This is a genomic window from Nocardioides sp. cx-173, assembly GCF_021117365.1.
Taxonomy (GTDB): Bacteria; Actinomycetota; Actinomycetes; order Propionibacteriales; family Nocardioidaceae; genus Nocardioides.
Map to the genome: position 1 here is coordinate 1749927 of NZ_CP088262.1, position 22407 is coordinate 1772333.

Genomic DNA, 22407 nt, shown 5'->3' on the forward strand with positions numbered 1-22407 from the left:
CGCCCAGCAGTGCAGTGGTACTCCAGGGTCACCCCTGCACACGACGACGGGAGAACCCAGTGCCTTACTCGCACGCGTTCCCGCCGCCCCAGGGTCTCTACGACCCTCGCCACGAGAAGGACGCCTGCGGCGTCGCGTTCGTGGCGACTCTCACCGGGGAGGCCAGCCACGACATCGTGGCGAAGGCACTGACCGCCCTTCGCAACCTCGAGCACCGCGGTGCCGCGGGTGCCGAGCCCAACTCCGGCGACGGCGCCGGCATCCTCATGCAGGTGCCCGACGCGTTCCTGCGCGCGGTCGTCGGCTTCGAGCTCCCGCCGGCCAACGCGTACGCCGTCGGCACGGCGTTCCTGCAGGGCGACGACGCGCACGTGGCCCAGACCCGCGCCCGCATCGAGGCGCTCGCCGAGGAGGAGGGCCTCGCGGTCCTCGGGTGGCGCGACGTCCCGACCGACCCCTCGATCCTCGGCGCCACCGCGCTGGGCGTCATGCCGTCGTTCCAGCAGCTCTTCGTCGCCGGCGCCCGCCAGCGGGTCACGGGCATGTCGCTGGAGCGCATGGCCTACTGCCTGCGCAAGCGTGCCGAGCGGGACGCCGACGTCTACTTCCCCTCGCTGTCCTCGCGGACCCTGGCCTACAAGGGCATGCTCACCACCGAGCAGCTCGACGGCTTCTACCCCGACCTGCTCGACGAGCGGGTCGCCTCGGCCCTCGCGGTCGTGCACTCGCGCTTCTCCACCAACACCTTCCCGAGCTGGCCGCTGTCGCACCCGTTCCGGTTCATCGCGCACAACGGCGAGATCAACACGGTCATGGGCAACCGCAACTGGATGCGCGCCCGCGAGGCGCTGCTGTCCTCGGACCTGATCCCCGGCGACCTCGAGCGGATCTTCCCGATCGTGACCACCGGGGCGTCGGACTCGGCCTCCTTCGACGAGGTCCTCGAGCTGCTGCACATGGGCGGTCGCTCGCTGCCGCACTCGGTGCTGATGATGATCCCCGAGGCGTGGGAGAACCACACCGAGATGGACGCCAAGCGGCGCGACTTCTACTCCTTCCACTCCGCCCTCATGGAGCCCTGGGACGGCCCCGCGTGCGTGGTGTTCACCGACGGTGCGCAGATCGGCGCCGTCCTGGACCGCAACGGGCTGCGCCCCTCGCGCTACTGGGTCACCGACGACGGCCTGGTCGTGCTGGCCTCCGAGGTCGGCGTCCTGGACCTCGACCCCGCCAGCATCGTGCGCAAGGGCCGGCTGCAGCCGGGCCGGATGTTCCTCGTCGACACCGACGAGCACCGGATCATCGAGGACGAGGAGATCAAGGCCGAGCTCGCCTCCGAGCACCCCTACGGCGAGTGGCTGCACGCGGGCCTGATCCACCTCAACGACATCCCCGAGCGCGAGCACATCATCCACACCCACGCGTCGGTGACGCGCCGCCAGCAGATCTTCGGCTACACCGAGGAGGAGCTGCGCATCCTGCTGACCCCGATGGCCAACACCGGCGGCGAGCCGCTCGGCTCCATGGGCACCGACACCCCGATCGCGGCGCTGAGCGACAAGCCCCGGCTGCTGTTCGACTACTTCAGCCAGCTCTTCGCGCAGGTCACGAACCCGCCGCTGGACGCGATCCGCGAGGAGCTCGTCACCTCGCTCAACGGCACCATCGGCCCCGAGGCCAACCTCCTGGACCCGACCCCGGCGTCGTGTCGCCAGGTGGTGCTGCCGTTCCCGGTCATCTCCAACGACGACCTGGCCAAGATCCGCCACATCAACCGCGACGGCGACATGCCGGGCTTCATCACCCATGTGTCGCGCGGGCTCTACGAGGTCGAGGGCGGCGGCGGCGCGCTGGCGCACCGGATCGAGGAGATCTGCGCCGAGGTGTCCGCGGCGATCGCCGAGGGCGCACGCATCATCGTGCTCTCCGACCGGCACTCCACCGCCGAGCTGGCGCCGATCCCGTCGCTGCTGCTCACCTCCGCCGTGCACCACCACCTGGTGCGCGAGAAGACCCGCACCCAGGTCGGGCTGCTGGTCGAGGCCGGCGACGTCCGCGAGGTCCACCACGTCGCGCTCCTCGTCGGCTACGGCGCGGCCGCGGTCAACCCCTACCTCGCCATGGAGTCCGTCGAGGACCTCGCCCGCGAGGGCTACTACGTCAAGGTCGAGCCCGAGCAGGCCGTGGCGCACCTGGTCAAGGCCCTGGGCAAGGGCGTCTTGAAGGTGATGTCCAAGATGGGCGTCTCCACCGTCGCGTCCTACACGGGGGCGCAGATCTTCGAGGCCGTCGGCCTGTCGCAGGACCTCGTCGAGCGGTACTTCACCGGGACCACCAGCAAGCTGGGCGGCATCGGGCTCGACACCGTCGCGGAGGAGGTCGCGCGCCGCCACGCCCGCGCCTACCCGCGCGGCGGGATCCTGCCGGGTCACCGCGAGCTCGAGACCGGCGGCGAGTACCAGTGGCGCCGCGACGGCGAGCCGCACCTCTTCGACCCCGAGACCGTCTTCCGGCTCCAGCACGCGACCCGCACCGGCCGCTACGACATCTTCAAGCAGTACACCGCCGCGGTCGACGACCAGTCGAGCCGGCTGATGACGCTGCGCGGGCTGTTCCGCTTCAAGGACGCCGCGAGCACCGGCCGTACGCCGGTCCCCATCGACGAGGTCGAGCCGGTCTCGGAGATCGTCAAGCGCTTCTCGACCGGGGCGATGTCCTACGGCTCGATCAGCAAGGAGGCGCACGAGACCCTCGCGATCGCCATGAACCGGCTGGGCGGCAAGTCCAACACCGGCGAGGGCGGTGAGGACCCCGACCGTCTCTACGACCCGGAGCGGCGCAGCTCGATCAAGCAGGTCGCCTCCGGCCGCTTCGGCGTCACCTCGGAGTACCTCACCAACGCCGATGACATCCAGATCAAGATGGCGCAGGGCGCCAAGCCCGGCGAGGGCGGCCAGCTGCCCGGCAACAAGGTCTACCCCTGGGTGGCCCGGACCCGGCACTCCACGCCGGGGGTCGGCCTGATCAGCCCGCCGCCGCACCACGACATCTACTCGATCGAGGATCTCGCCCAGCTGATCCACGACCTCAAGAACGCCAACCCGGCGGCGCGGGTCCACGTGAAGCTGGTCTCCGAGGTCGGCGTCGGCACGGTCGCGGCGGGCGTCTCCAAGGCGCACGCGGACGTCGTGCTGATCTCCGGTCACGACGGCGGCACCGGCGCGTCGCCGCTGACCTCCCTGAAGCACGCGGGCGGCCCCTGGGAGCTCGGCCTCGCGGAGACCCAGCAGACGCTGCTGCTCAACGGGCTGCGCGACCGGATCGTCGTCCAGACCGACGGCCAGCTCAAGACTGGTCGCGACGTCGTCGTGGCCGCGCTCCTGGGCGCCGAGGAGTTCGGCTTCGCCACCGCGCCGCTCGTGGTGTCGGGCTGCATCCTCATGCGGGTCTGCCACCTCGACACCTGCCCGGTGGGCGTGGCCACGCAGAACCCCGTCCTGCGCGAGCGCTTCTCCGGCAAGGCCGAGTACGTCGTCAACTTCTTCACCTACATCGCCGAGGAGGTCCGCGAGCTCCTCGCTGAGCTGGGCTTCCGCAGCGTGGAGGAGGCGATCGGCCAGGTCGGGGCGCTCGACACGGTCCAGGCGGTCGAGCACTGGAAGGCGTCGGGGCTGGACCTGAGCCCGATCCTGCACGCGCCCGACACCAGCGCCTTCCCCGACCAGGACCTGCGCCACACCAAGGCCCAGGACCACGGTCTGGACCGGTCGCTGGACGTCACCGAGCTGGTGCCGCTGGCGCAGCCGGCGCTCCAGCACGGCGAGCCGGTGCGGGCCCAGGTGGCGATCCGCAACGTCCACCGCACCGTCGGCACGATCCTCGGCCACGAGGTCACCAAGAAGTACGGCGGCGCGGGGCTCCCCGACGGCACCATCGACCTCACCTTCGTGGGCTCGGCCGGCCAGTCCTTCGGCGCCTTCGTGCCGCCGGGCATCACGCTCCGGCTCGAGGGCGACGCCAACGACTACGTCGGCAAGGGGCTCTCGGGCGGGCGGATCGTCGTCCGGCCGGACCGGGCGGCGACGTTCCACAGCAACGAGCAGATCATCGCCGGCAACACCATCGCCTACGGCGCGACCAGTGGCGAGATCTTCCTGCGCGGCGGGGTCGGCGAGCGGTTCGCCGTCCGCAACTCCGGCGCGCGCCTGGTCACCGAGGGTGTGGGCGACCACGGCTGCGAGTACATGACCGGCGGCCGGGTGGTCGTGCTCGGCAAGACCGGTCGCAACTTCGGGGCCGGCATGTCGGGCGGCATCGCCTGGGTGCTGGACCTCAAGGAGTTCCGGGTCAACCGGGAGCTGGTCGAGTTGGGCCCGGTCACGGGCGAGGCTGCGGTCGAGCTCGAGCAGCTGGTGCGCCGGCACCTCGAGGAGACCGGCTCGCCGGTGGCCGAGGAGCTGCTGGCCGACTGGGCCTCCTCGCTGACCAGGTTCACCGAGGTCATGCCCCGCGACTACCGCATCGTGCTCGAGGCCAAGGCGAAGGCCGAGGCCGACGGGCTCGACGAGAACGAGACCGCCCACAAGATGATGGAGGCACTCCATGGCTGACCCCAAAGGGTTCCTCAAGCACGGCCGCGAGGTCGCGGAGCGCCGCCCGGTCGAGGAGCGCGTGCACGACTGGAACGAGGTCTACCCCGGCGGGATGGGCCGCGCGCTGCTGCCGATCATCACCGAGCAGGCCGGCCGCTGCATGGACTGTGGCATCCCGTTCTGCCACCAGGGCTGCCCGCTGGGCAACATCATCCCCGAGTGGAACGACCTGGTCTGGCGCGACGACTGGGAGGGTGCGATCGAGCGCCTGCACGCGACCAACAACTTCCCGGAGTTCACCGGGCGCCTGTGCCCGGCGCCGTGCGAGACCGCGTGCGTCCTGGGCATCAACCAGGACCCGGTGACGATCAAGAACGTCGAGGTCTCGATCATCGACAAGGCGTGGGAGTCCGGCTTCGTCCGCCCGCAGCCGCCGGAGTGGCTCTCGGGCCGCACGGTCGCGGTGATCGGCTCCGGACCGGCCGGCCTCGCGGCCGCCCAGCAGCTGACCCGGGCCGGCCACACCGTGGCCGTCTACGAGCGGGCCGACAAGGTCGGCGGGCTGCTGCGCTACGGCATCCCCGAGTTCAAGATGGAGAAGAAGCACCTCGACCGGCGCGTCGAGCAGATGAAGCGTGAGGGCACCGTCTTCCGGGCCGGTGTCGACGTCGGCGGGGACGTCCTGACCGGCGACTCGCTGCGCGAGCGCTACGACGCCGTGGTGCTGGCCATGGGCTCGACCGAGGCCCGCGACCTGCCGGTCCCCGGCCGCGAGCTGGGCGGCATCCACCAGGCGATGGAGTTCCTCCCGCAGGCCAACCGGGTCGCGCTGGGCGAGCAGGTGGAGGGCCAGATCCGCGCCGACGGCAAGCACGTGGTCATCATCGGCGGCGGCGACACCGGCGCCGACTGCCTCGGCACCTCGACGCGGCAGGGCGCCGCCTCGATCACGCAGCTCGAGATCATGCCTGAGCCGCCCCACGAGCGCCCCGAGGGCCAGCCGTGGCCGACGTACCCGATGACCTTCCGGGTCTCCTCGGCCCACGAGGAGGCGGGGGAGCGGGTCTACGCAGTGTCCACGCAGGAGTTCCTCGGTGACGAGGACGGCAACGTGCGCGCGCTGCGCCTCGTCGACGTGGTCTTCGAAGGCGGCAAGCTGACCGAGATCGAGGGCACCGAGCGGGAGATCCCCGCGGAGCTGGTGCTGTTCGCCATGGGCTTCGTCGGCCCCGAGAAGCCCGGCCTGGTCGAGCAGCTCGGCGTCGACCTCGACGCCCGCGGCAACGTCGCGCGCGACGGCAGCTACATGAGCTCGGTGCCGGGGGTCTTCGTGGCCGGCGACGCCGGGCGCGGTCAGTCGCTGATCGTGTGGGCCATCGCTGAGGGGCGCGCCGCGGCCGCCGCCGTCGACACCTTCCTCACCGGATCCACGGCCCTCCCGGCCCCGATCCCGCCCACCGCCCGCCCCCTCGTCGTCTGACCCACCGCTGACCCGTCAGAAACTTTCTGACGGGTCAGCGGTCGGCGCGAGGGCGGCCCTGGGTGATTCGGGGGTTGGATCGTTCTAATTCCTCGGTAGAGTGGGGGAGTGCGAAGAGCGAAGATCGTGTGCACCCTCGGCCCTGCCACCAACTCAGAACGACGGATCCGCGAGCTCGTCTATGCCGGCATGGACGTCGCGCGGCTGAACATGAGCCACGGCAGTCACGCCGACCACGCCGAGGCCTACCGGCTGGTGCGCGAGGCGGCCGACGCCAGCGGGCACGGGGTCGGTATCTTCGCGGACCTGCAGGGCCCCAAGATCCGCCTGGAGACGTTCGCCGACGGTCCGGTCACGCTGCGCCGCGGCCAGCAGTGGACGATCACCACCCGCGACGTGCCGGGTGACGCGACGATCTGCGGGACGACGTACAAGGGCCTTCCCGGCGACGTGAGCATCGGCGACCCGATCCTCATCGACGACGGCAAGGTCCGGCTCCGGGTCACCGGCGTCGACGACACCGACGTCACCACCGACGTGCTGGTGGGCGGCAAGGTCAGCAACAACAAGGGCATCAACCTGCCCGGGGTGGCGGTCTCGGTGCCGGCACTGTCCGAGAAGGACATCGAGGACCTGCGCTTCGCCCTGGGCCTGAGCGTCGACTTCATCGCCCTCAGTTTCGTACGCAGCGCGGCGGACGTCGAGGACGTGCGGCGCGTCATGGACGAGGTCGGGGTGTGGCTGCCGGTCATCGCCAAGATCGAGAAGCCGCAGGCCATCGACAACCTCGACGAGATCGTGGCCGCCTTCGACGGGTTCATGGTGGCGCGTGGCGACCTGGGCGTGGAGTGTCCGCTCGAGGACGTGCCGTTCCTGCAGAAGCAGATCATCGAGAAGGCCCGCCGCAACGCCAAGCCGGTGATCGTGGCGACCCAGATGCTGGAGTCCATGATCACCAGCCCCTCGCCGACGCGCGCGGAGACCAGCGATGTCGCCAACGCGGTGCTCGACGGGGCGGACGCCGTGATGCTGTCGGGCGAGACGAGCGTGGGGGAGCACCCCATCCACGTCGTGGAGACGATGGCGCGGATCATCACCGCGACCGAGCAGCACGCGCTCGAGCCGCGGCAGTTCGGACAGTTCGAGAAGATCGAGTGGGACCCGCACACCCGTGGCGGGGTCATCGCCAAGGCGGCCGAGGAGGTCGCCGAGCGCGTCGAGGCCAAGTACGTCGTGGCGTTCACGCAGTCGGGCGACTCCGCGCGCCGGATGTCGCGGCTGCGCGGTCCGATCCCGATCCTGGCGTTCACCCCCGAGGCCCGGGTCCGCTCGCAGCTGTCGCTGTCGTGGGGCATCGAGACTTTCAAGACGTCCCGGGTCTCCCACACCGACGAGATGGTGCGCCAGGTCGACGAGCAGCTGCTGCAGATCGGCCGGGTCGAGGAGGGCGACCTGGTGGTCATCATCGCCGGCGCCCCGCCGGGCATCCCCGGCTCCACCAACGCGCTGCGCATCCACCGCATGGGTGACGCGATCAACCGGGTGGCGCCGGCCTACTACAGCCAGGGCTAGCTCGACGGGGAGGAAGGTGCCCCGGGTGGGATTCGAACCCACACTGGATGGTGTTTGAGACCACTGTCTCTGCCGTTGGACTACCGGGGCTGACCGGCGGAAACCCTAGCCGATCGGTCCGGCCCTCCTCGCCCTGGACAAAGTCGATCAACTAACTATAGTTTGGTCACATCGTCGGTCGGTCGGAGGTCGGACATGTGGAAGCCCTGGGAGCTCGGGTTGCGCAGCAACGCCCGCGCGGTGGAGAACGCACGCCTCGCGACCACCCTGTGCAGTCGCCGGCGCCTGGAGCAGGTCGAGGTGGAGCTCTACCTCGCCGCCCGCGTCTCGTCGTACGGCGCTCGGGTCCCCGCGCGAAGCGCGACCGGAGGCTGAGCCGCCGGGTGGGGCCCGGGTGAGGGGCCACTAGCCTGGCGGGGTGACCGAGCCTGACACGAGCCCCACCCGCCGCACCGTCGTGATCGCCGAGGACGAGACGCTGATCCGCATGGACCTCGCGGAGATGTTGACCGAGGAGGGCTACTCCGTGGTCGGCCAGGCCGGTGACGGAGCGCGCGCGATAGAGCTCGCCGAGGAGCACCGACCTGACCTGGTCATCCTCGACGTGAAGATGCCCGTGCTCGACGGGATCGCGGCGGCGGAGGCGATCGCCGGGCGGCGGATCGCGCCGGTGGTCATCCTGACGGCGTTCTCGCAGCGCGACCTGGTGGAGCGCGCCAGGGACGCCGGCGCCATGGCCTACCTGGTCAAGCCGTTCAACAAGTCCGACCTGGTGCCCGCCATCGAGATGGCGGTGAGCCGCTTCGCCGAGCTCAGCCAGCTGGAGACGGAGGTCGCCGACCTCTCCGAGCGGCTCGAGACGCGCAAGGCCGTGGACCGCGCGAAGGGCATCCTGCAGGAGCAGCTGAGCATCTCCGAGCCGGACGCCTTCCGCTGGATCCAGAAGACCGCGATGGATCTTCGCCTCTCGATGCGCCAGGTGGCGGAAGGAGTCGTCGAGCACGGTCCGGGGCTCGATGGGACCGATCGAGGCTGAACACCGCTCCATAACGGATTAGTGATGATTCGGCAGCCATTGGTGAAGTGTCTTACGCATCACTCCCGATCGGTGTACGTTTCCGCACCGGGGGACCGGGACCGTGGGGTCCGCTGCCCCGACACTCTGCGTCTTCGGTAGTCGGCCGGGGACCTGACGAGAGGTAGAAGGTCTTGAGGCGAAACAAGGTAGTCGGGCTGGGGGCTGTGGCTGCGAGCCTGGCGCTGGTCCTGTCGGCGTGCGGGAGCGCGGACACCAACGACGAGGCCGAGGGCGGCGGCGACGAGTGCGCAGGCAAGATCGGCGTGATGGGGGCGCTGTCCGGTCCCAACTCCAGCATCGTCATCCCTTCGGTCAACGGCGCCAAGCTGGCGCTCACGCAGTTCCTCGAGGAGAACGACGACTGCAAGGTCGAGCTGGTCGAGTTCGACAGCGAGGGCGACGCCACCAAGGCGACGCCGCTGGCCAGCCAGATCGCCGACGACCCCGAGTTCCTCGGTGTGATCGGTGGCGCGTTCTCGGGTGAGACCCGCGCGACCAAGGGCATCTTCGACGAGGCCGGCGTGACCATGATCAGCCAGTCCGCCACGGCCACCGACCTCACCACCGAGGACCCGGCCGAGGTGTTCCACCGGGTCGTGGGCTACGACGAGGTGCAGGGCGCCGCGGTGGCGAAGTACCTCTCCGACGCGCTGGGCGGCAAGAAGGTCTTCGTGATCGACAACTCCGAGGCCTACGGCGAGCCGCTGGCCGAGAAGGTCACCGAGGAGCTGGGCGACCTGGTCGCCGGGTCGGACAAGACCCAGGTCGAGCAGACCGAGTTCTCCGCCACGATCTCCAAGATCGAGGGCGCGGGCGCGGACGCCATCTTCTACGCCGGCTACATCGCCGAGGCCGCACCGCTGATCAAGCAGATCCGCGACGCCGGCATCGAGGTCCCCGTGGTCTTCCCCGACGGCGTCTACGGCGCCGACTTCCCGAAGGCGGCCGGTGCCGCGGGCGAGGGTGCCATCGTCACCTGCCCGTGCGTCCCGATCGAGGAGGGCGACACCTTCTACGCCGACTACGAGACGGAGTTCGGTGAGCAGCCCGGCGCGTACGCCGCCGAGGGCTACGACGCCATGACGATCTTCCTCGAGGCGATCAAGGACGGCGCCACCGACCGCGGCGCCGTCGAGGAGTTCGTCGACGGCTACGACGCCGAGGGCCTGACCAAGACCCTGGCGTTCGACGACAAGGGCGACATCGCCGTCGAGAACGTGGTCATCTGGGCCTACAAGGTGCAGGGCGACGCCCTGGTGCCCGACCAGGAGATCTCGCTCGACTGAGTCACGCAGTGACTGACAGGGGCGGCCGAGCACGGCTCGGCCGCCCCCGTCTCTGCCTCGTCGCCCCGGCCCGGCCGGCGGCGTGACCCCTACCAAGGAGCATTCCGTTGCTTGAACAACTCGGTGCCCTGGTGGTGCCGCTGGTGGCGTGGGACAACCTGTTCAGCGACCTGCCGGACCACACGGTCGACGGCCTGACCCGCGGCGCCATCTACGCGCTGGTGGCGCTCGGCTACACGCTGGTCTACGGCGTCATGCGGCTGATCAACTTCGCCCACTCCGAGGTGTTCATGGTGGGCACCTGGGCGGTCCTGGGCGTCTACACGCTCATCGGCGCGGCCGAGGGCGACGGGCTGGGCTTCGTCGTCCTCGCGACGCTGATCGCGCTGATCGGGGCGATGCTGGCCTCCGCCGGCACGGCGCTCGCCGTCGAGCGGATCGCCTACCGCCCGCTGCGCAAGAAGAACGCCCCGCCCCTCATCTTCCTGATCACCGCGATCGGCTGCTCGCTGGTGCTGCTCGAGGTGTTCGGCCAGGTCCTGCACGCCATCTTCGGCGAGCCCTTCGGTCGCAAGACCATCAGCATCCCCTCGCTCGTGAAGACCGAGCAGCTGATCGGCCCGAACGGCAGCCTGCTGACCACCGACGCGATCACGATCACCAACCTGCAGCTGATCATCTTCCTCGGCGCGGTCGGGATGATGGTCGCGCTGGACGTCTTCGTCAACCGCTCCCGGCTGGGTCGCGGCGTCCGGGCGGTCGCCCAGGACCCCGACACCGCCGCCCTCATGGGGGTCAACCAGGACCGGGTCTTCATGCTGGTCTTCATCCTGGGTGGCGCGATGGCCGGCGTGGCCGCGCTGCTCTACACGATGCAGTTCGACATCACGAAGTTCAACGTCGGCTTCCTGATCGGCATCAAGGCCTTCACGGCCGCGGTCCTCGGGGGGATCGGCAACCTGCGCGGAGCGCTCCTGGGCGGGCTGCTCCTCGGGGTGGTCGAGGTCTACGCCTCGACGCTGTTCACCTCCAACTGGGCCGACGTCACCGCGTTCATCCTGCTGATCGCGGTGCTGATGGTCCGGCCGACAGGCATCTTGGGCGAATCGCTGGGGAAGGCGCGCGCATGAACGTACTCACCACAGCCTCCGGCGGCCTGCAGGGCGTCAAGGAGAGGTGGCGCGGGCTGCCGCGCCTCACCCGCGAGGTCACGAAGGCCGTGCTCATCGCGGCCGGCATCGCGTTCCTGGTCTACCTGCCGTTCCTGCAGCTGCTGCCGTTCGCCCAGGTCCGCACCGACCTCACCAGCCGCGGCTCCTCGTGGGACGCCGTGCTGTTCCAGATCGTCATCTACATGATCGTCGCGGTCGGCCTCAACGTCGTGATCGGGCTGGCCGGCCTGCTCGACCTCGGCTACATCGGCTTCTACGCCGTCGGCGCCTACTCGGTGGCCATCTTCGGCTCGCCCTCCTCGCCCGTCACCCAGTGGATGGTCAGGGAGTTCGGGTTCTCCGAGGGCTGGGCCGTGCCGTTCGTGGCCTGCATCCCGATCGCCCTGGCCTTCGCCCTCATGGCCGGGCTGATCCTCGGCGCCCCGACCCTGCGGCTGCGCGGCGACTACCTCGCCATCGTCACGATGGGCTTCGGCGAGATCATCCGGATCGTGCTGCGCAACGTCAGCGACGTCTCGGGCGGCTCGCAGGGCATCGTGCAGATCCCGTCCCCGCCGGGACCGCAGGTGGTCAACGAGTACGGCCGCGAGGTCGACCTGTTCAACCGGCTCGACCACCACTACTGGTACTGGCTGGCCCTCGCGGTGCTGTTCCTGCTGATCATCCTGGTCCGTCGCCTGGAGAACAGCCGCGTCGGCCGCGCCTGGCTGGCGATCCGTGAGGACGAGGACGCGGCGGCGATCATGGGTGTCCCGGCGCTGAAGTACAAGCTGTGGGCCTTCGTCATCGGCGCCATGCTCGGTGCCATCGCGGGCATGCTGTTCGCCAGCCACCAGACCGCCATCACGCCCAACGACTTCCAGCTGAACCTGTCGTTCCTGTTCGTCGCCATGGTCGTCATCGGCGGCTCGGGCAACATGGTCGGGGCGCTGCTGGGCGCCTTCCTGATCACCTACCTCCCGGAGCGCTTCCGCGACTTCCAGGAGTGGCGCCCGTTCGCGTTCGGGCTGGCGCTGGTCCTGGTGATGATCTTCCGGCCCCAGGGCCTGGTCCCCAGTCGCAGACGCGCTGCCGAGTTCCGAGACCGCAAGATCGAGGCAGAGGAGGCGGCCACCGATGCCTGAGCAGACCTGGACCACCCTGGAGCCCGTCGTCGAGCAGGATGTGCTCCTGCACGTCAACCACGTCACCCTGCGCTTCGGCGGTGTGGTGGCGCTCAACGACGTGGACTTCGAGATCCGCCGCGGAGAGATCCTCGGCCTGATCGGACCCAACGGCGCCGGCAAGACCACGTGCTTCAACGTGATGACCGGCGTCTACAAGCCCACGTCGGGGCAGGTCGACTTCGACGGCACCAAGATCTCGGGCATCAAGAGCCACAAGATCAACAAGCTCGGTGTGGCGCGGACGTTCCAGAACATCCGCCTGTTCCCGGAGATGAGCGCCCTCGAGAACGTCATGGTCGGCTGCGACGCGGAGCACAAGACCAGCGTGCTCGGCGCGCTGTTCCGCCTGCGTCGCGTGTTCGGCGCGCCCGAGGAGCTGTACTCCGAGAACCGCGTCAAGCACGCGTGGGAGCGGGCCGCCGGGATCAGCCGGCACATGTACGAGGAGCGCGAGGGCCGGATCAAGGCCATGGACCTGCTGCGCTTCGTCGGCATCGCCGACCGCGCGCACGAGCTCGCCCGCAACCTGCCCTACGGCTACCAGCGGCGCCTCGAGATCGCACGCGCCATGGCCACCGACCCCAAGCTGCTCTGCCTCGACGAGCCGGCGGCCGGGTTCAACCCCGCGGAGAAGGAGGACCTCATGGCCCTCATCCGCCGGATCCGCGACCGCGGGCTGACCGTGCTCCTCATCGAGCACGACATGAAGCTGGTCATGGGGGTCACCGACCGGATCGTGGTGCTGGAGTTCGGCACCAAGATCGCCGACGGCCTGCCCGCCGAGGTGGCCCGCAGCCCCAAGGTCATCGCCGCCTACCTAGGAGAGCCCGACGATGTTGCTTGAGCTGGAGGACGTGGTCCTGGCCTACGGGAAGATCGAGGCCCTCCACGGCCTGAGCCTGCAGGTCGACGAGGGCGAGGTCGTCGCCCTCATCGGCGCCAACGGCGCCGGCAAGACCTCGACCATGCGGGCGGTCTCCGGCGTGCGCGGGATCCAGTCCGGAAGGATCGTCTTCCAAGGCGAGGACATCACCCGGCTCCGCGCGGACCAGCGGGTGCGCAAGGGGCTGTGCCTGGCGCCGGAGGGCCGCGGCATCTTCCCCGGCATGTCCGTGGTCGAGAACCTCGACATGGGCGCCTACACCCGGCGCGACAAGGCCGAGATCGGCAAGGACTTCGAGCGCGTCTTCGGCCTCTTCCCGAGGCTCGACGAGCGCAAGAAGCAGATCGCCGGCACGATGTCGGGGGGCGAGCAGCAGATGCTCGCCATCGGCCGCGCGCTCATGGCCAGGCCCAAGCTGCTGTGCCTCGATGAGCCCTCCATGGGCCTCGCGCCGATGCTGATCCAGCAGATCTTCTCGATCATCAGCGAGATCGCGGAGCAGGGCACGACGATCCTGGTGGTCGAGCAGAACGCCAAGCAGGCGCTGTCGCGTGCCGACCGCGCCTACGTGCTCGAGACCGGCAACATCGTGAAGTCCGGCTCCGGCGCCAGCCTGCTCGACGACCCCAGCATCCGCGAGGCCTACCTGGGCGTCGCCTGAGGCACCGCCCGGCCGTCAGTGCCCCGTCAGTGCCCCGTCAGTGCCCCGTCAGTGCAGGGCGGCGGCCAGGGCCACGAGCGCCGGCGCGACGAGCAGCGCGGGGAGCAGGTCGGCGACCGGGATCTCCCGGATCCGCAGCAGGCGCAGGGCCACGCCGACCAGCAGCAGCCCGCCGGTCGCGGTGATCGCGGCGAGCTCGGCGTCGGGGAGGACGTCGCCGAGCAGCATGCCCACCACGGTCAGCGCACCCTGCACGACGAACACCGTGATCGCCGCGGCCGCCACGCCCCAGCCGAACGCGGAGGCGAAGGCGATGGCCGCGAAGCCGTCCAGGGTGGACTTGAGGAACAGCTGGTCGGCGCCGTTGCCCAGGCCGTCGTTCAACGACCCCAGGATCGTCAGGGGGCCGGTGCAGAAGAGCAGCGAGGCGACGACGAAGCCCTCGATGAAGCGGTGCCGCTCCGCCGAGCCGGTCTCGCCGGACAGCCGGCGCTGCAGCCAGCCGCCGAGCGACTCCACCCGCTGCTCGAGGCGCAGCAGCGACCCGACGATGCCGCCCAGCACCAGGGAGCCCAGCACGATGAGCATCGGGGCGCTGTCGCCGACGCGGACCGACAGGGCCGGGTCGAGCACGGCGACGGCCGAGGTGGCCGCGATCAGCAGCGTGACCAGCCCCAACGCGTCGGTGACCAGGTCGCGGGTGCGCACCGGGAGCCGGTTGCCCAGCAGCCGACCCAGCACCGTGCCGACCAGCACGGTGACGACGTTGACGGCGGTGCCGATTCCAGGGATCACGGGACTCCTCTGTGCAGGTGCGCGGCCTGAGCGTAGTCTTCGGGCTGATCGTGCACGCGGATGGTGGGACGCGCGGTCGCAGTCCAAGGTTTTCCATGGCCCGGGGAGGCGAGACATGAGTCGGTCGTTGGTGTCGCTTCGCGAGGCGGAGCTCCCGGATGCGCCCGTTCTGGTCGAGCTCTGGGCCGACGGACTTCGCCGTGCCGACCGGCAGGATCAGGAGGCCGACCTCGAGCTGATCATCAAGGGCGCGAGCGCCTCGCCCGAGCAGCGCCTGATCGTGGCCGAGTACGACGGTCGGCTCGCGGGGGCGATCCTGCTGCGCGTGGCGCCGCTCTCCGCCCTCAACCTCGAGCAGACCGTGCAGGCCGTCTCGCCGCACGTCTTCCCGCAGTACCGCCGCCACGGCATCGGCCGGGCGCTCATGGAGTGTGCGGTCGGCTTCGCGGAGGAGCTGGGGGTGGCCCACGTCGCGACCGCCGCGACCTCCGGCTCGCGCGACGCCAACCGCTTCATGGCGCGGCTGGCCCTCGGCCCCCATGCCACGCTGCGGCTGGCGCCCACGGCCGCCGTACGAGCCAAGCTCACGGCGCAGCGCCCCGCGCTGGCCGGCAACGGGCGTCAGCTCACCCGCGTGCTCGCCGCGCGCCGCTCGATGCGCCGGGCCCAGGTCTTCGACGCACCCGAGCCGCGCTAGCGCGGACTACCGCCCGAGGCGCTCGGCCGGCACCAGGGCGCAGGTGATGCGCGAGGTGCACACGCGCTTGCCGCGCTCGTCGGTGATGACCACCTCGAAGCACGCCGAGGTGCGCCCCAGGTGGATCGGCGTCGCGACCCCGGTGACCACCCCCGAGGTCGCAGAGCGGTGATGGGTGGCGTTGATGTCGATGCCCACGGCCACCCGGTCGGGGTGGGCGTGGATCGCCGAGCCGATCGAGCCCAGGCTCTCGGCGAGGACCACGGAGGCACCGCCGTGCAGCAGGCCGTAGGGCTGGGTGTTGCCCTCGACCGGCATGGTGGCGACGACGCGCTCGGAGGACACCTCGAGCAGCTCGATGCCCATCCTCTCGTTCAGCGCACCCATGGGCATCTGGGCGAGGAACTCCTCGACAGGCATCTCGGTCGGCTGGTGGTCGCTCATGCGCACATTGTGGCCGACCGCCCGCCGCACCGGGTCGGTGGTCACGGATAGAGTCGCGGGCGTGCCTGACGCTGCCAAGACCGACCGTCCGCGCCTGCTGCTGCTCGACGGCCACTCGTTGGCCTACCGCGCCTTCTTCGCGCTCCCTGTCGAGAACTTCTCGACCACCACCGGGCAGCACACCAACGCCGTCTACGGCTTCACCTCGATGCTCATCAACGTGCTGCGCGACGAGAAGCCGACCCACCTCGCGGTCGCCTTCGACGTCTCGCGCCAGACCTTCCGCCTCGCCGAGTACGCCGACTACAAGGCCGGCCGCAACAAGACGCCCACGGAGTTCAGCAGCCAGCTGCCGCTGATCGAGGAGGTGCTGCAGGCGCTGCGCATCCCGTTCCTGAAGAAGGACGGCTTCGAGGCCGACGACATCATCGCGACGCTCGCCACGCAGGCCCTGGCCGACGGCATGGAGGTCCTCATCCTCACCGGCGACCGCGACTCCATCCAGCTCGTCACCGACGACTCGACCGTGCTCTACCCCATGCGCGGGGTCTCCGACCTCGCCCGCATGACGCCGGCGTGGGTCCAGGACAAGTACGGCGTCCCGCCCGAGCGCTATCCCGAGATCGCGGCGCTGGTGGGGGAGACCTCCGACAACCTGCCCGGCGTGCCGGGCGTCGGCGTGGGCTACGCCGCCAAGTGGATCAACCAGTACGACGGTCTCGACAACGTGATCCTGCACGCCGACGAGATCACCGGCAAGAAGGGCGAGTCGCTGCGCGCGCACCTGGGCGACGTGATGCGCAACCGTCAGCTCAACCGCCTGGTGACCGACCTGGACCTCGAGCTCACCCCGACCGACCTGGCCATCCGCCCGTGGGACCGCACCGAGGTGCACACGCTCTTCGACGGCCTGGAGTTCCGGGTGCTGCGCGACCGGCTCTTCGAGACCCTCGAGTCCGAGGAGGAGGTCGACGGGCCGGGCTTCGACCTGGTCGGCGACGTCCTGGAGCCGGGCGCGGTCGCGCCCTGGCTCGGCGAGCTCGGCACCGACCGGGTGGGCCTGCACGTGCGCGGCGCCTGGGGCGCCGGGACCGGCCGGGTGGAGGGCCTGGCGCTGGCCACCGGCGCCGACAAGGCGGCCTACGTCGACGTCGCCAAGCTGACCCCCGAGGACGACGCGGCGCTGGCCTCGTGGCTGGCCGACCGCGACCGCCCCAAGGTGCTCCACGACGCCAAGGGCCCGGCGCTGGCGTTGGCCGCCCACGGCTGGGAGCTGCACGGCGTCGCCTCCGACACGGCCCTGGCGGCCTACCTGGTGCGCCCCGACCAGCGCTCCTACGACCTCTCCGACCTCACCGTGCGCTACCTGCGCCGCGAGCTGCGCCAGGAGCAGGAGCCCGAGCAGGACGCGCTCTTCGACGACGTCGAGGGCGGTGACGTCGTCGCCACCACCGCGATGCTGCACGCGCGCGCCGTACTCGAGCTCGCCGAGGCGCTCGACGCCGCGATCGAGGAGCACGGCGGCACCCGGCTGCTGGCCGACATGGAGCTGCCGCTGGTCGAGCTGCTCACCCTCATGGAGCAGACCGGGATCGCGGTCGACAACGGTCACCTCGAGGCCCTGCAGAGCGAGTTCGACACCGAGGTGCGCAAGGCCGCGCAGGCGGCCTACGACGCCATCGGCAAGGAGATCAACCTCGGCTCTCCCAAGCAGCTGCAGGTGGTGCTCTTCGACGAGCTCGACATGCCCAAGACCAAGCGCACCAAGACCGGCTACACCACCGACGCCGACGCCCTGCAGGCGCTGTACGTCAAGACCGAGCACCCCTTCCTCGAGCACCTGCTGCGCCACCGCGACGTGATCCGGCTGCGCCAGACCATCGAGGGGCTGCTGAAGACGGTGGCCCCCGACGGGCGGATCCACACCACCTTCAACCAGACGATCGCGGCGACCGGGCGCCTGTCCAGCACCGACCCCAACCTGCAGAACATCCCGGTCCGCACCGAGGAGGGCCGCCGGATCCGGGAGGCGTTCGTCGTCGGCGACGGCTACGAGTGCCTGATGACGGCCGACTACAGCCAGATCGAGATGCGGATCATGGCCCACCTCTCCGAGGACGAGCTCCTCATCGAGGCGTTCCGCTCGGGCCGCGACTTCCACTCGATCACTGCGGCCCGGGTCTTCGACGTGCCCGCCGACGACGTCACGGTCGAGATGCGCGCCAAGATCAAGGCGATGAACTACGGCCTGGCCTACGGGCTCTCGGCCTTCGGGCTCTCCCAGCAGCTGGGCATCGAGCCGGCCGAGGCGCGCGGCCTCATGGATGAGTACTTCGAGACCTTCGGCGGGATCCGCGACTACCTCGGCGGCGTCGTCGACGAGGCCCGCAAGACCGGTTACACCGAGACCATCATGGGCCGCCGCCGCTACCTGCCGGACCTGACCAGCGACAACCGGCAGCGCCGCGAGATGGCCGAGCGCATGGCGCTCAACGCCCCGATCCAGGGCTCGGCCGCCGACCTGATCAAGATCGCGATGCTCAACGTCCAGCGCGCCCTCGAGGCCGACGGGCTGCGCTCCCGGATGCTGCTGCAGGTCCACGACGAGCTCGTCTTCGAGGTCGCCACCGGGGAGCGGGAGCGGCTGGACGCCCTGGTCCGCGAGCAGATGGGCTCGGCGGCCGAGCTCACCGTCCCGCTCGACGTCTCCGTCGGCACCGGCCACAGCTGGCACGAAGCGGCGCACTGATGACCTCAGGATCGCAGCGGCTCGCGAGCCTGACCAGCGACCTGATGGTGGGGGACCTGCCCGACCTCCCTCGCCGGGACGCCGATCTCCTGGGCCGTGCCACCGCACGTCATCTGGCGTCCCTGCCCGACGCCACGCGTGCCGGGGTGCGCCTCGCCCAGACCGTGGTCACGCTCGGGGCCGGCGTCCTCGGGCGGCGACCCTACGGCCGCCTGGGGGCCGACGCGCGCGCCGACGTCGTACGGCGGCTGGCCGCGAGCCGGGTGCCCCTGGTGGCCGAGTACTTCCGCCTGGTGCGCGGCGTGGCGCTGGTCATCCACTTCGAGGACGCGCGATGAGCTACGACGTGGCGATCGTCGGCTCGGGTCCCGGCGGTGCGGTCACGGCCCGCGAGTGCGCGCGCCGCGGGCTGAGCGTGGTCGTCCTGGAGGAGGGCGACCACGTCGAGCCGGGGGAGGTCGCGCCCTACTCGCTGGAGCAGATGCGCCGCCAGTACCGTCACGGCGGCCTCACGGTCGCCCTGGGCCGCCCACCGGTGGCCTACACCGAGGCCTCCTGCGTCGGGGGAGGCAGCGAGGTCAACTCCGGCCTCTACCACCGTCCCGACTCGGGCGTCCTGGACGAGTGGAGCCGGACCAACGCGATCGAGGGCCTCGGCGCCGCCGAGCTCGCGCCGTGGTCCACGCTCGTCGAGGAGCGGCTCTCGGTCGCCACCGCGCCTGGTCCGCTCAGCCCGGCGTCCGAGGTGCTGCGTCGCGGGGCCGAGACGCTCGGCTGGGACGGACTCGACGTCCCTCGGTGGCAGCGCCCCGACGAGGCGGGCGGCAAGGGCGCGCGCCAGACCATGCTGCGCACCTACCTCGCCGACGCGGTCGCGGCAGGCGCGGAGGTGCGACCGCGGGTCCGCGCACTGCGACTGCGCCTCGAGCGGGGACGCGCCACCGGTGTCCATACCGACCGGGGCGTCGTCTCGGCGGACCAGGTGGTCGTGTGCGGCGGCGCCATCCAGACCCCGGCCCTGCTGCTGCGCAGCGGCATCCGGCGCAACGTGGGGCGAGGGCTCTCGGTGCACCCGACGGTGAAGGTGCTCGCCGACTTCGACGCCGAGGTCAACGACCCGGCCGACCTGGCCACCTACCAGGTCAAGGAGTTCGCCCCGGGGCTGACGCTCGGCGGGTCGGCGGGGCGGCCCGGCATGATCGCCCTCGGTCTCTCCGGCACGTGGGAGCGCGATCGGGACCTGCCGGCCGACTGGCCCCGGCAGTCGGTCTACTACGCCTCGATCCGAGGCCAGGGCAGCGGTCGGGTCCGCCTGGTCCCCGGGTTCGAGGACCCGCTCGTGACCTACGCCCTGACCCGCCGTGACCTCGCGGCACTGCGGGCCGGGCTGGGGCGGCTGATGCTCCTGCTCGCCGCGGCGGGCGCCCGGGTCCAGGTGCCGTCGTACGTCGGGGCGCCGCGCGTCCTCGACGCGGACCAGGTGCCCTCCGCGGCAGGGGCGATGACTCGCGGCAACGCCTCGGTGATGACCGTCCACCTGTGCGGCACGGCCGCCATGGGCGAGGACCGGCGGCGCGGCGTGACCGACTCCTTCGGTCGGGTCCACGGCGTGGCCAACCTCCGGGTCAACGACGCCTCGCTGCTGCCGAGTGCGCCCGGCATCAACCCCCAGGGGACGCTCATGGCCATCGCCCACCGCAACGTCGACCAGATGCTGGAAGGTGCAGGATGACGCCGTGGGCACCCGCTGACCTCACCGTGGTGACCGGGGGAGCGGGGTGGTTCGGTCGTGCCTTCCTGGACGCGGTGGCGCGTCCCCGCCCCGAGCACGGCCCGGTGGCCCGCGACGGTCAGGTCCGCGTGCTCGCCGCCTCGCCGGCCGAGGTGCCGCACATCTTGGAGGTCCTGCCGCGCGCCGTCGTGCACGTCGGCGACCTCGCCGATCCGGACGTCGCCGGACGGCTCCTCGCCGACGCCTCCGGGGCCTCGGTCATCCACGCCGCCGGAGTCATCCACCCCGCCCGGGTGGCCGACTTCGAGCGGGTCAACGTCGGCGGCACCCGGGCGCTGCTCGAGGCCGCCACCCACGCCGGGGTCCGCCGGGTGGTCCACCTGTCCTCCAACTCGGCGTTCGGCGTCAACCCGACACCCGACGACCGGTTCCGTCAGCACGAGCCGTACCGCCCTCACCTGGGCTACGGCCGGTCCAAGATGAGGGCCGAGCGGCTCGTCCTCGACGCCGCCGCGAGCCGACGCCTCGACACCGTGGTCGTGCGCCCGCCGTGGTTCTACGGTCCCTTCCAGCCGGCGCGCCAGACCACCTTCTTCGCGATGGTGGCGGCCGGTCGGTTCCCGGTCCTGGGCGACGGCCAGCAGGTCCGGTCGATGGCCTACGTCGACAACCTCGTCCAAGGCGTGGCCCTCGCCGAGCACCACCCCGAGGTCTCGGGACAGGCCTTCTGGGTCGCCGACCGCGAGCCCTACACCATGGAGAGGATCGTCATGACCGTGCAGCGGGTGCTCGAGGAGGAGGGCTACCGCACTCGCGGCCGGCAGCTGCGGCTGCCGGCGCTCCTCGGGCGGCTTGCGGAGCGGGTCGACGGCACGCTCCAGGCCCGCGGCGTCTACCACCAGCAGCTCCACGTCCTGGGGGAGATGGACAAGACCATCGCCTGCGACGTGTCGGCGACCGTCGACGTGCTGGGCTACCGGCCGCAGGTGGACCTGGCCGAGGGCATGCGGCGCGCCGTGCGGTGGTGCGCCGACCACGACCTCCCGGTGGCGCCGAGACGGAGTCCCCGATGAGCCAGGTGGCCCTGGTCACCGGCGGCAGCGGCTACTTCGGCTCGCTCCTGGTCGACCAGCTCCTCCGCGCCGGCCTCGAGGTGCGGGTCCTCGACATCATCGACGCGCCGGATCGTCCCTCCGACGTGCAGCTGTTCCACGGTGACGTCCGCGACGAGCACCTGGTCGGTGCCGCGGTGAGGGGTGCCGACCTGGTCTTCCACAACGTCGCCCAGGTCCCGTTGGCCCGCGACCGCGACCTGTTCGAGTCGGTCAACGTCCGCGGCACCGAGGTGGTCCTGCGCCAGTGCGAGCAGGCGGCGGTCGCCAAGGTGGTGCACACGTCGTCGTCGGCCGTCTTCGGGGTGCCCGAGCGCAACCCCGTCACCCGCGAGACGGTCCCGAGCCCCGTGGAGGCCTACGGTCGGGCGAAGCTGGATGCGGAGCTGCTCTGCCGCGCGGCGGTGACCCGGGGCCTGGACGTCACCGTCGTCAGGCCGCGCACCATCCTGGGTCACGGTCGGCTCGGGATCTTCGGCATCCTCTTCGACTGGATCGCCGACGGTGCGGGGGTGCCCATCCTCGGCGACGGGACCAACGTCTACCAGTTCGTGCACGCGGAGGACCTCGCCTCGGCCTGCCTGCTGGCGGCTCGTCGACCGGGGGCGGCGGTCTACAACATCGGGGCGCAGGAGTTCGGCACGATGGGCGAGGCCGTCGGGCACCTGTGCCAGTACGCCGGCACGGGCGCCCGGGTGCGGCACCTCCCGGTCGGCCCGACGTCCAAGGCCATGGAGTGGTCCGCACGCCTAGGCCTGACCCCGTTCGCTCCCTACCACTGGATCATGTACAGCCGGTCCCTGTGGTTCGACGTCTCCCCGGCGGTCGAGGAGCTCGGCTGGCGCGCGCAGTGGTCCACCGACGCCATGTTCCAGAGCTCCTACGACTGGTTCCTCGAGCACCGAGGCGAGGAGAGCGGCGGGTCGGCGCACCGGCGCTCGGCCAAGCAGGGGCTGCTCCGACTGGCCAAGCAGGTGCTGTGAGCGCG

Annotated in this window: 18 protein-coding genes and 1 tRNA gene; 16 read left to right on the forward strand and 3 right to left on the reverse strand. The window is 70.9% G+C overall.

Going from position 1 to position 22407, the window contains the following annotated elements; genetic code table 11:
* Positions 1–59 precede the first annotated feature (59 nt).
* The 3 genes from gltB (at position 60) to pyk (ending at position 7644) form a co-directional block, all read left to right on the forward strand.
* Positions 60–4610 (forward strand): glutamate synthase large subunit, encoded by a 4551-nt coding sequence (gene gltB, locus LQ940_RS08500; protein ID WP_231244096.1) that lies wholly within the window; start codon positions 60–62, stop codon positions 4608–4610.
* Positions 4603–6072: a glutamate synthase subunit beta gene (locus LQ940_RS08505; RefSeq protein WP_231244097.1), complete on the forward strand. Its 1470-nt coding sequence runs from the start codon at positions 4603–4605 to the stop codon at positions 6070–6072. The genes gltB and LQ940_RS08505 overlap by 8 nt, the downstream gene beginning before the upstream one ends.
* A gap of 108 nt (positions 6073–6180) precedes the next feature.
* Positions 6181–7644: a pyruvate kinase gene (gene pyk, locus LQ940_RS08510; protein ID WP_231244098.1), complete on the forward strand. Its 1464-nt coding sequence runs from the start codon at positions 6181–6183 to the stop codon at positions 7642–7644.
* 17 nt (positions 7645–7661) lie between these two features.
* Here pyk and LQ940_RS08515 read toward each other — a convergent pair.
* Positions 7662–7734: transfer RNA gene (locus LQ940_RS08515), tRNA-Leu, on the reverse strand.
* 105 nt (positions 7735–7839) lie between these two features.
* Here LQ940_RS08515 and LQ940_RS08520 point away from each other — a divergent pair.
* The 7 genes from LQ940_RS08520 (at position 7840) to LQ940_RS08550 (ending at position 13890) form a co-directional block, all read left to right on the forward strand.
* A complete protein-coding gene (locus tag LQ940_RS08520; protein WP_231244099.1) occupies positions 7840–8019 on the forward strand; it encodes a hypothetical protein in 180 nt (59 codons plus the stop codon).
* A gap of 43 nt (positions 8020–8062) precedes the next feature.
* Entirely contained in the window at positions 8063–8680 is a 618-nt protein-coding gene (locus tag LQ940_RS08525; RefSeq protein WP_269217239.1) for an ANTAR domain-containing response regulator, read from the forward strand.
* Positions 8681–8886: 206 nt separating this feature from the next.
* Positions 8887–10008: a branched-chain amino acid ABC transporter substrate-binding protein gene (locus tag LQ940_RS08530; RefSeq protein WP_231244100.1), complete on the forward strand. Its 1122-nt coding sequence runs from the start codon at positions 8887–8889 to the stop codon at positions 10006–10008.
* A 107-nt stretch (positions 10009–10115) separates the two neighbouring features.
* The gene (locus LQ940_RS08535) at positions 10116–11138 is read left to right on the forward strand and encodes a branched-chain amino acid ABC transporter permease (RefSeq protein ID WP_231244101.1); all 1023 of its coding nucleotides are present in this window, start codon (positions 10116–10118) and stop codon (positions 11136–11138) included.
* The gene (locus LQ940_RS08540) at positions 11135–12304 is read left to right on the forward strand and encodes a branched-chain amino acid ABC transporter permease (RefSeq protein ID WP_231244102.1); all 1170 of its coding nucleotides are present in this window, start codon (positions 11135–11137) and stop codon (positions 12302–12304) included. Before LQ940_RS08535 ends, LQ940_RS08540 begins: the two co-directional genes overlap by 4 nt.
* A complete protein-coding gene (locus LQ940_RS08545; RefSeq protein ID WP_231244103.1) occupies positions 12297–13190 on the forward strand; it encodes an ABC transporter ATP-binding protein in 894 nt (297 codons plus the stop codon). Before LQ940_RS08540 ends, LQ940_RS08545 begins: the two co-directional genes overlap by 8 nt.
* Entirely contained in the window at positions 13180–13890 is a 711-nt protein-coding gene (locus LQ940_RS08550; RefSeq protein ID WP_231244104.1) for an ABC transporter ATP-binding protein, read from the forward strand. Before LQ940_RS08545 ends, LQ940_RS08550 begins: the two co-directional genes overlap by 11 nt.
* Positions 13891–13938: 48 nt before the next feature.
* Here the strand turns inward: LQ940_RS08550 and LQ940_RS08555 are convergent, their stop codons facing one another.
* Positions 13939–14685: a DUF554 domain-containing protein gene (locus LQ940_RS08555; RefSeq protein WP_231244105.1), complete on the reverse strand. Its 747-nt coding sequence runs from the start codon at positions 14683–14685 to the stop codon at positions 13939–13941.
* A gap of 115 nt (positions 14686–14800) precedes the next feature.
* On the opposite strand from LQ940_RS08555, the gene LQ940_RS08560 reads away from it, so the two are divergent.
* On the forward strand, positions 14801–15382 hold the full coding sequence (locus tag LQ940_RS08560) for a GNAT family N-acetyltransferase (RefSeq protein ID WP_231244106.1): 582 nt from the start codon (positions 14801–14803) through the stop codon (positions 15380–15382).
* 6 nt (positions 15383–15388) lie between these two features.
* Here the strand turns inward: LQ940_RS08560 and LQ940_RS08565 are convergent, their stop codons facing one another.
* Positions 15389–15826, reverse strand: a complete 438-nt coding sequence (locus LQ940_RS08565) for a PaaI family thioesterase (RefSeq protein WP_231244107.1) — start codon at positions 15824–15826, stop codon at positions 15389–15391.
* Positions 15827–15887: 61 nt separating this feature from the next.
* On the opposite strand from LQ940_RS08565, the gene polA reads away from it, so the two are divergent.
* From polA to LQ940_RS08590, 5 genes are read left to right on the forward strand one after another with little or no spacing between them, the layout of a single operon-like run.
* Positions 15888–18575 carry a DNA polymerase I gene (polA, locus tag LQ940_RS08570; protein ID WP_231244108.1) on the forward strand — a complete coding sequence of 896 codons (2688 nt, stop codon included), beginning with the start codon at positions 15888–15890 and terminating at the stop codon, positions 18573–18575.
* On the forward strand, positions 18575–18913 hold the full coding sequence (locus LQ940_RS08575) for a hypothetical protein (RefSeq protein ID WP_231244109.1): 339 nt from the start codon (positions 18575–18577) through the stop codon (positions 18911–18913). Before polA ends, LQ940_RS08575 begins: the two co-directional genes overlap by 1 nt.
* Positions 18910–20307, forward strand: a complete 1398-nt coding sequence (locus tag LQ940_RS08580) for an FAD-dependent oxidoreductase (RefSeq protein WP_231244110.1) — start codon at positions 18910–18912, stop codon at positions 20305–20307. Before LQ940_RS08575 ends, LQ940_RS08580 begins: the two co-directional genes overlap by 4 nt.
* Positions 20304–21380: an NAD-dependent epimerase/dehydratase family protein gene (locus LQ940_RS08585; RefSeq protein ID WP_231244111.1), complete on the forward strand. Its 1077-nt coding sequence runs from the start codon at positions 20304–20306 to the stop codon at positions 21378–21380. Before LQ940_RS08580 ends, LQ940_RS08585 begins: the two co-directional genes overlap by 4 nt.
* Entirely contained in the window at positions 21377–22402 is a 1026-nt protein-coding gene (locus tag LQ940_RS08590; RefSeq protein WP_231244112.1) for an NAD-dependent epimerase/dehydratase family protein, read from the forward strand. Before LQ940_RS08585 ends, LQ940_RS08590 begins: the two co-directional genes overlap by 4 nt.
* The last annotated feature ends 5 nt before the right edge of the window (positions 22403–22407 follow it).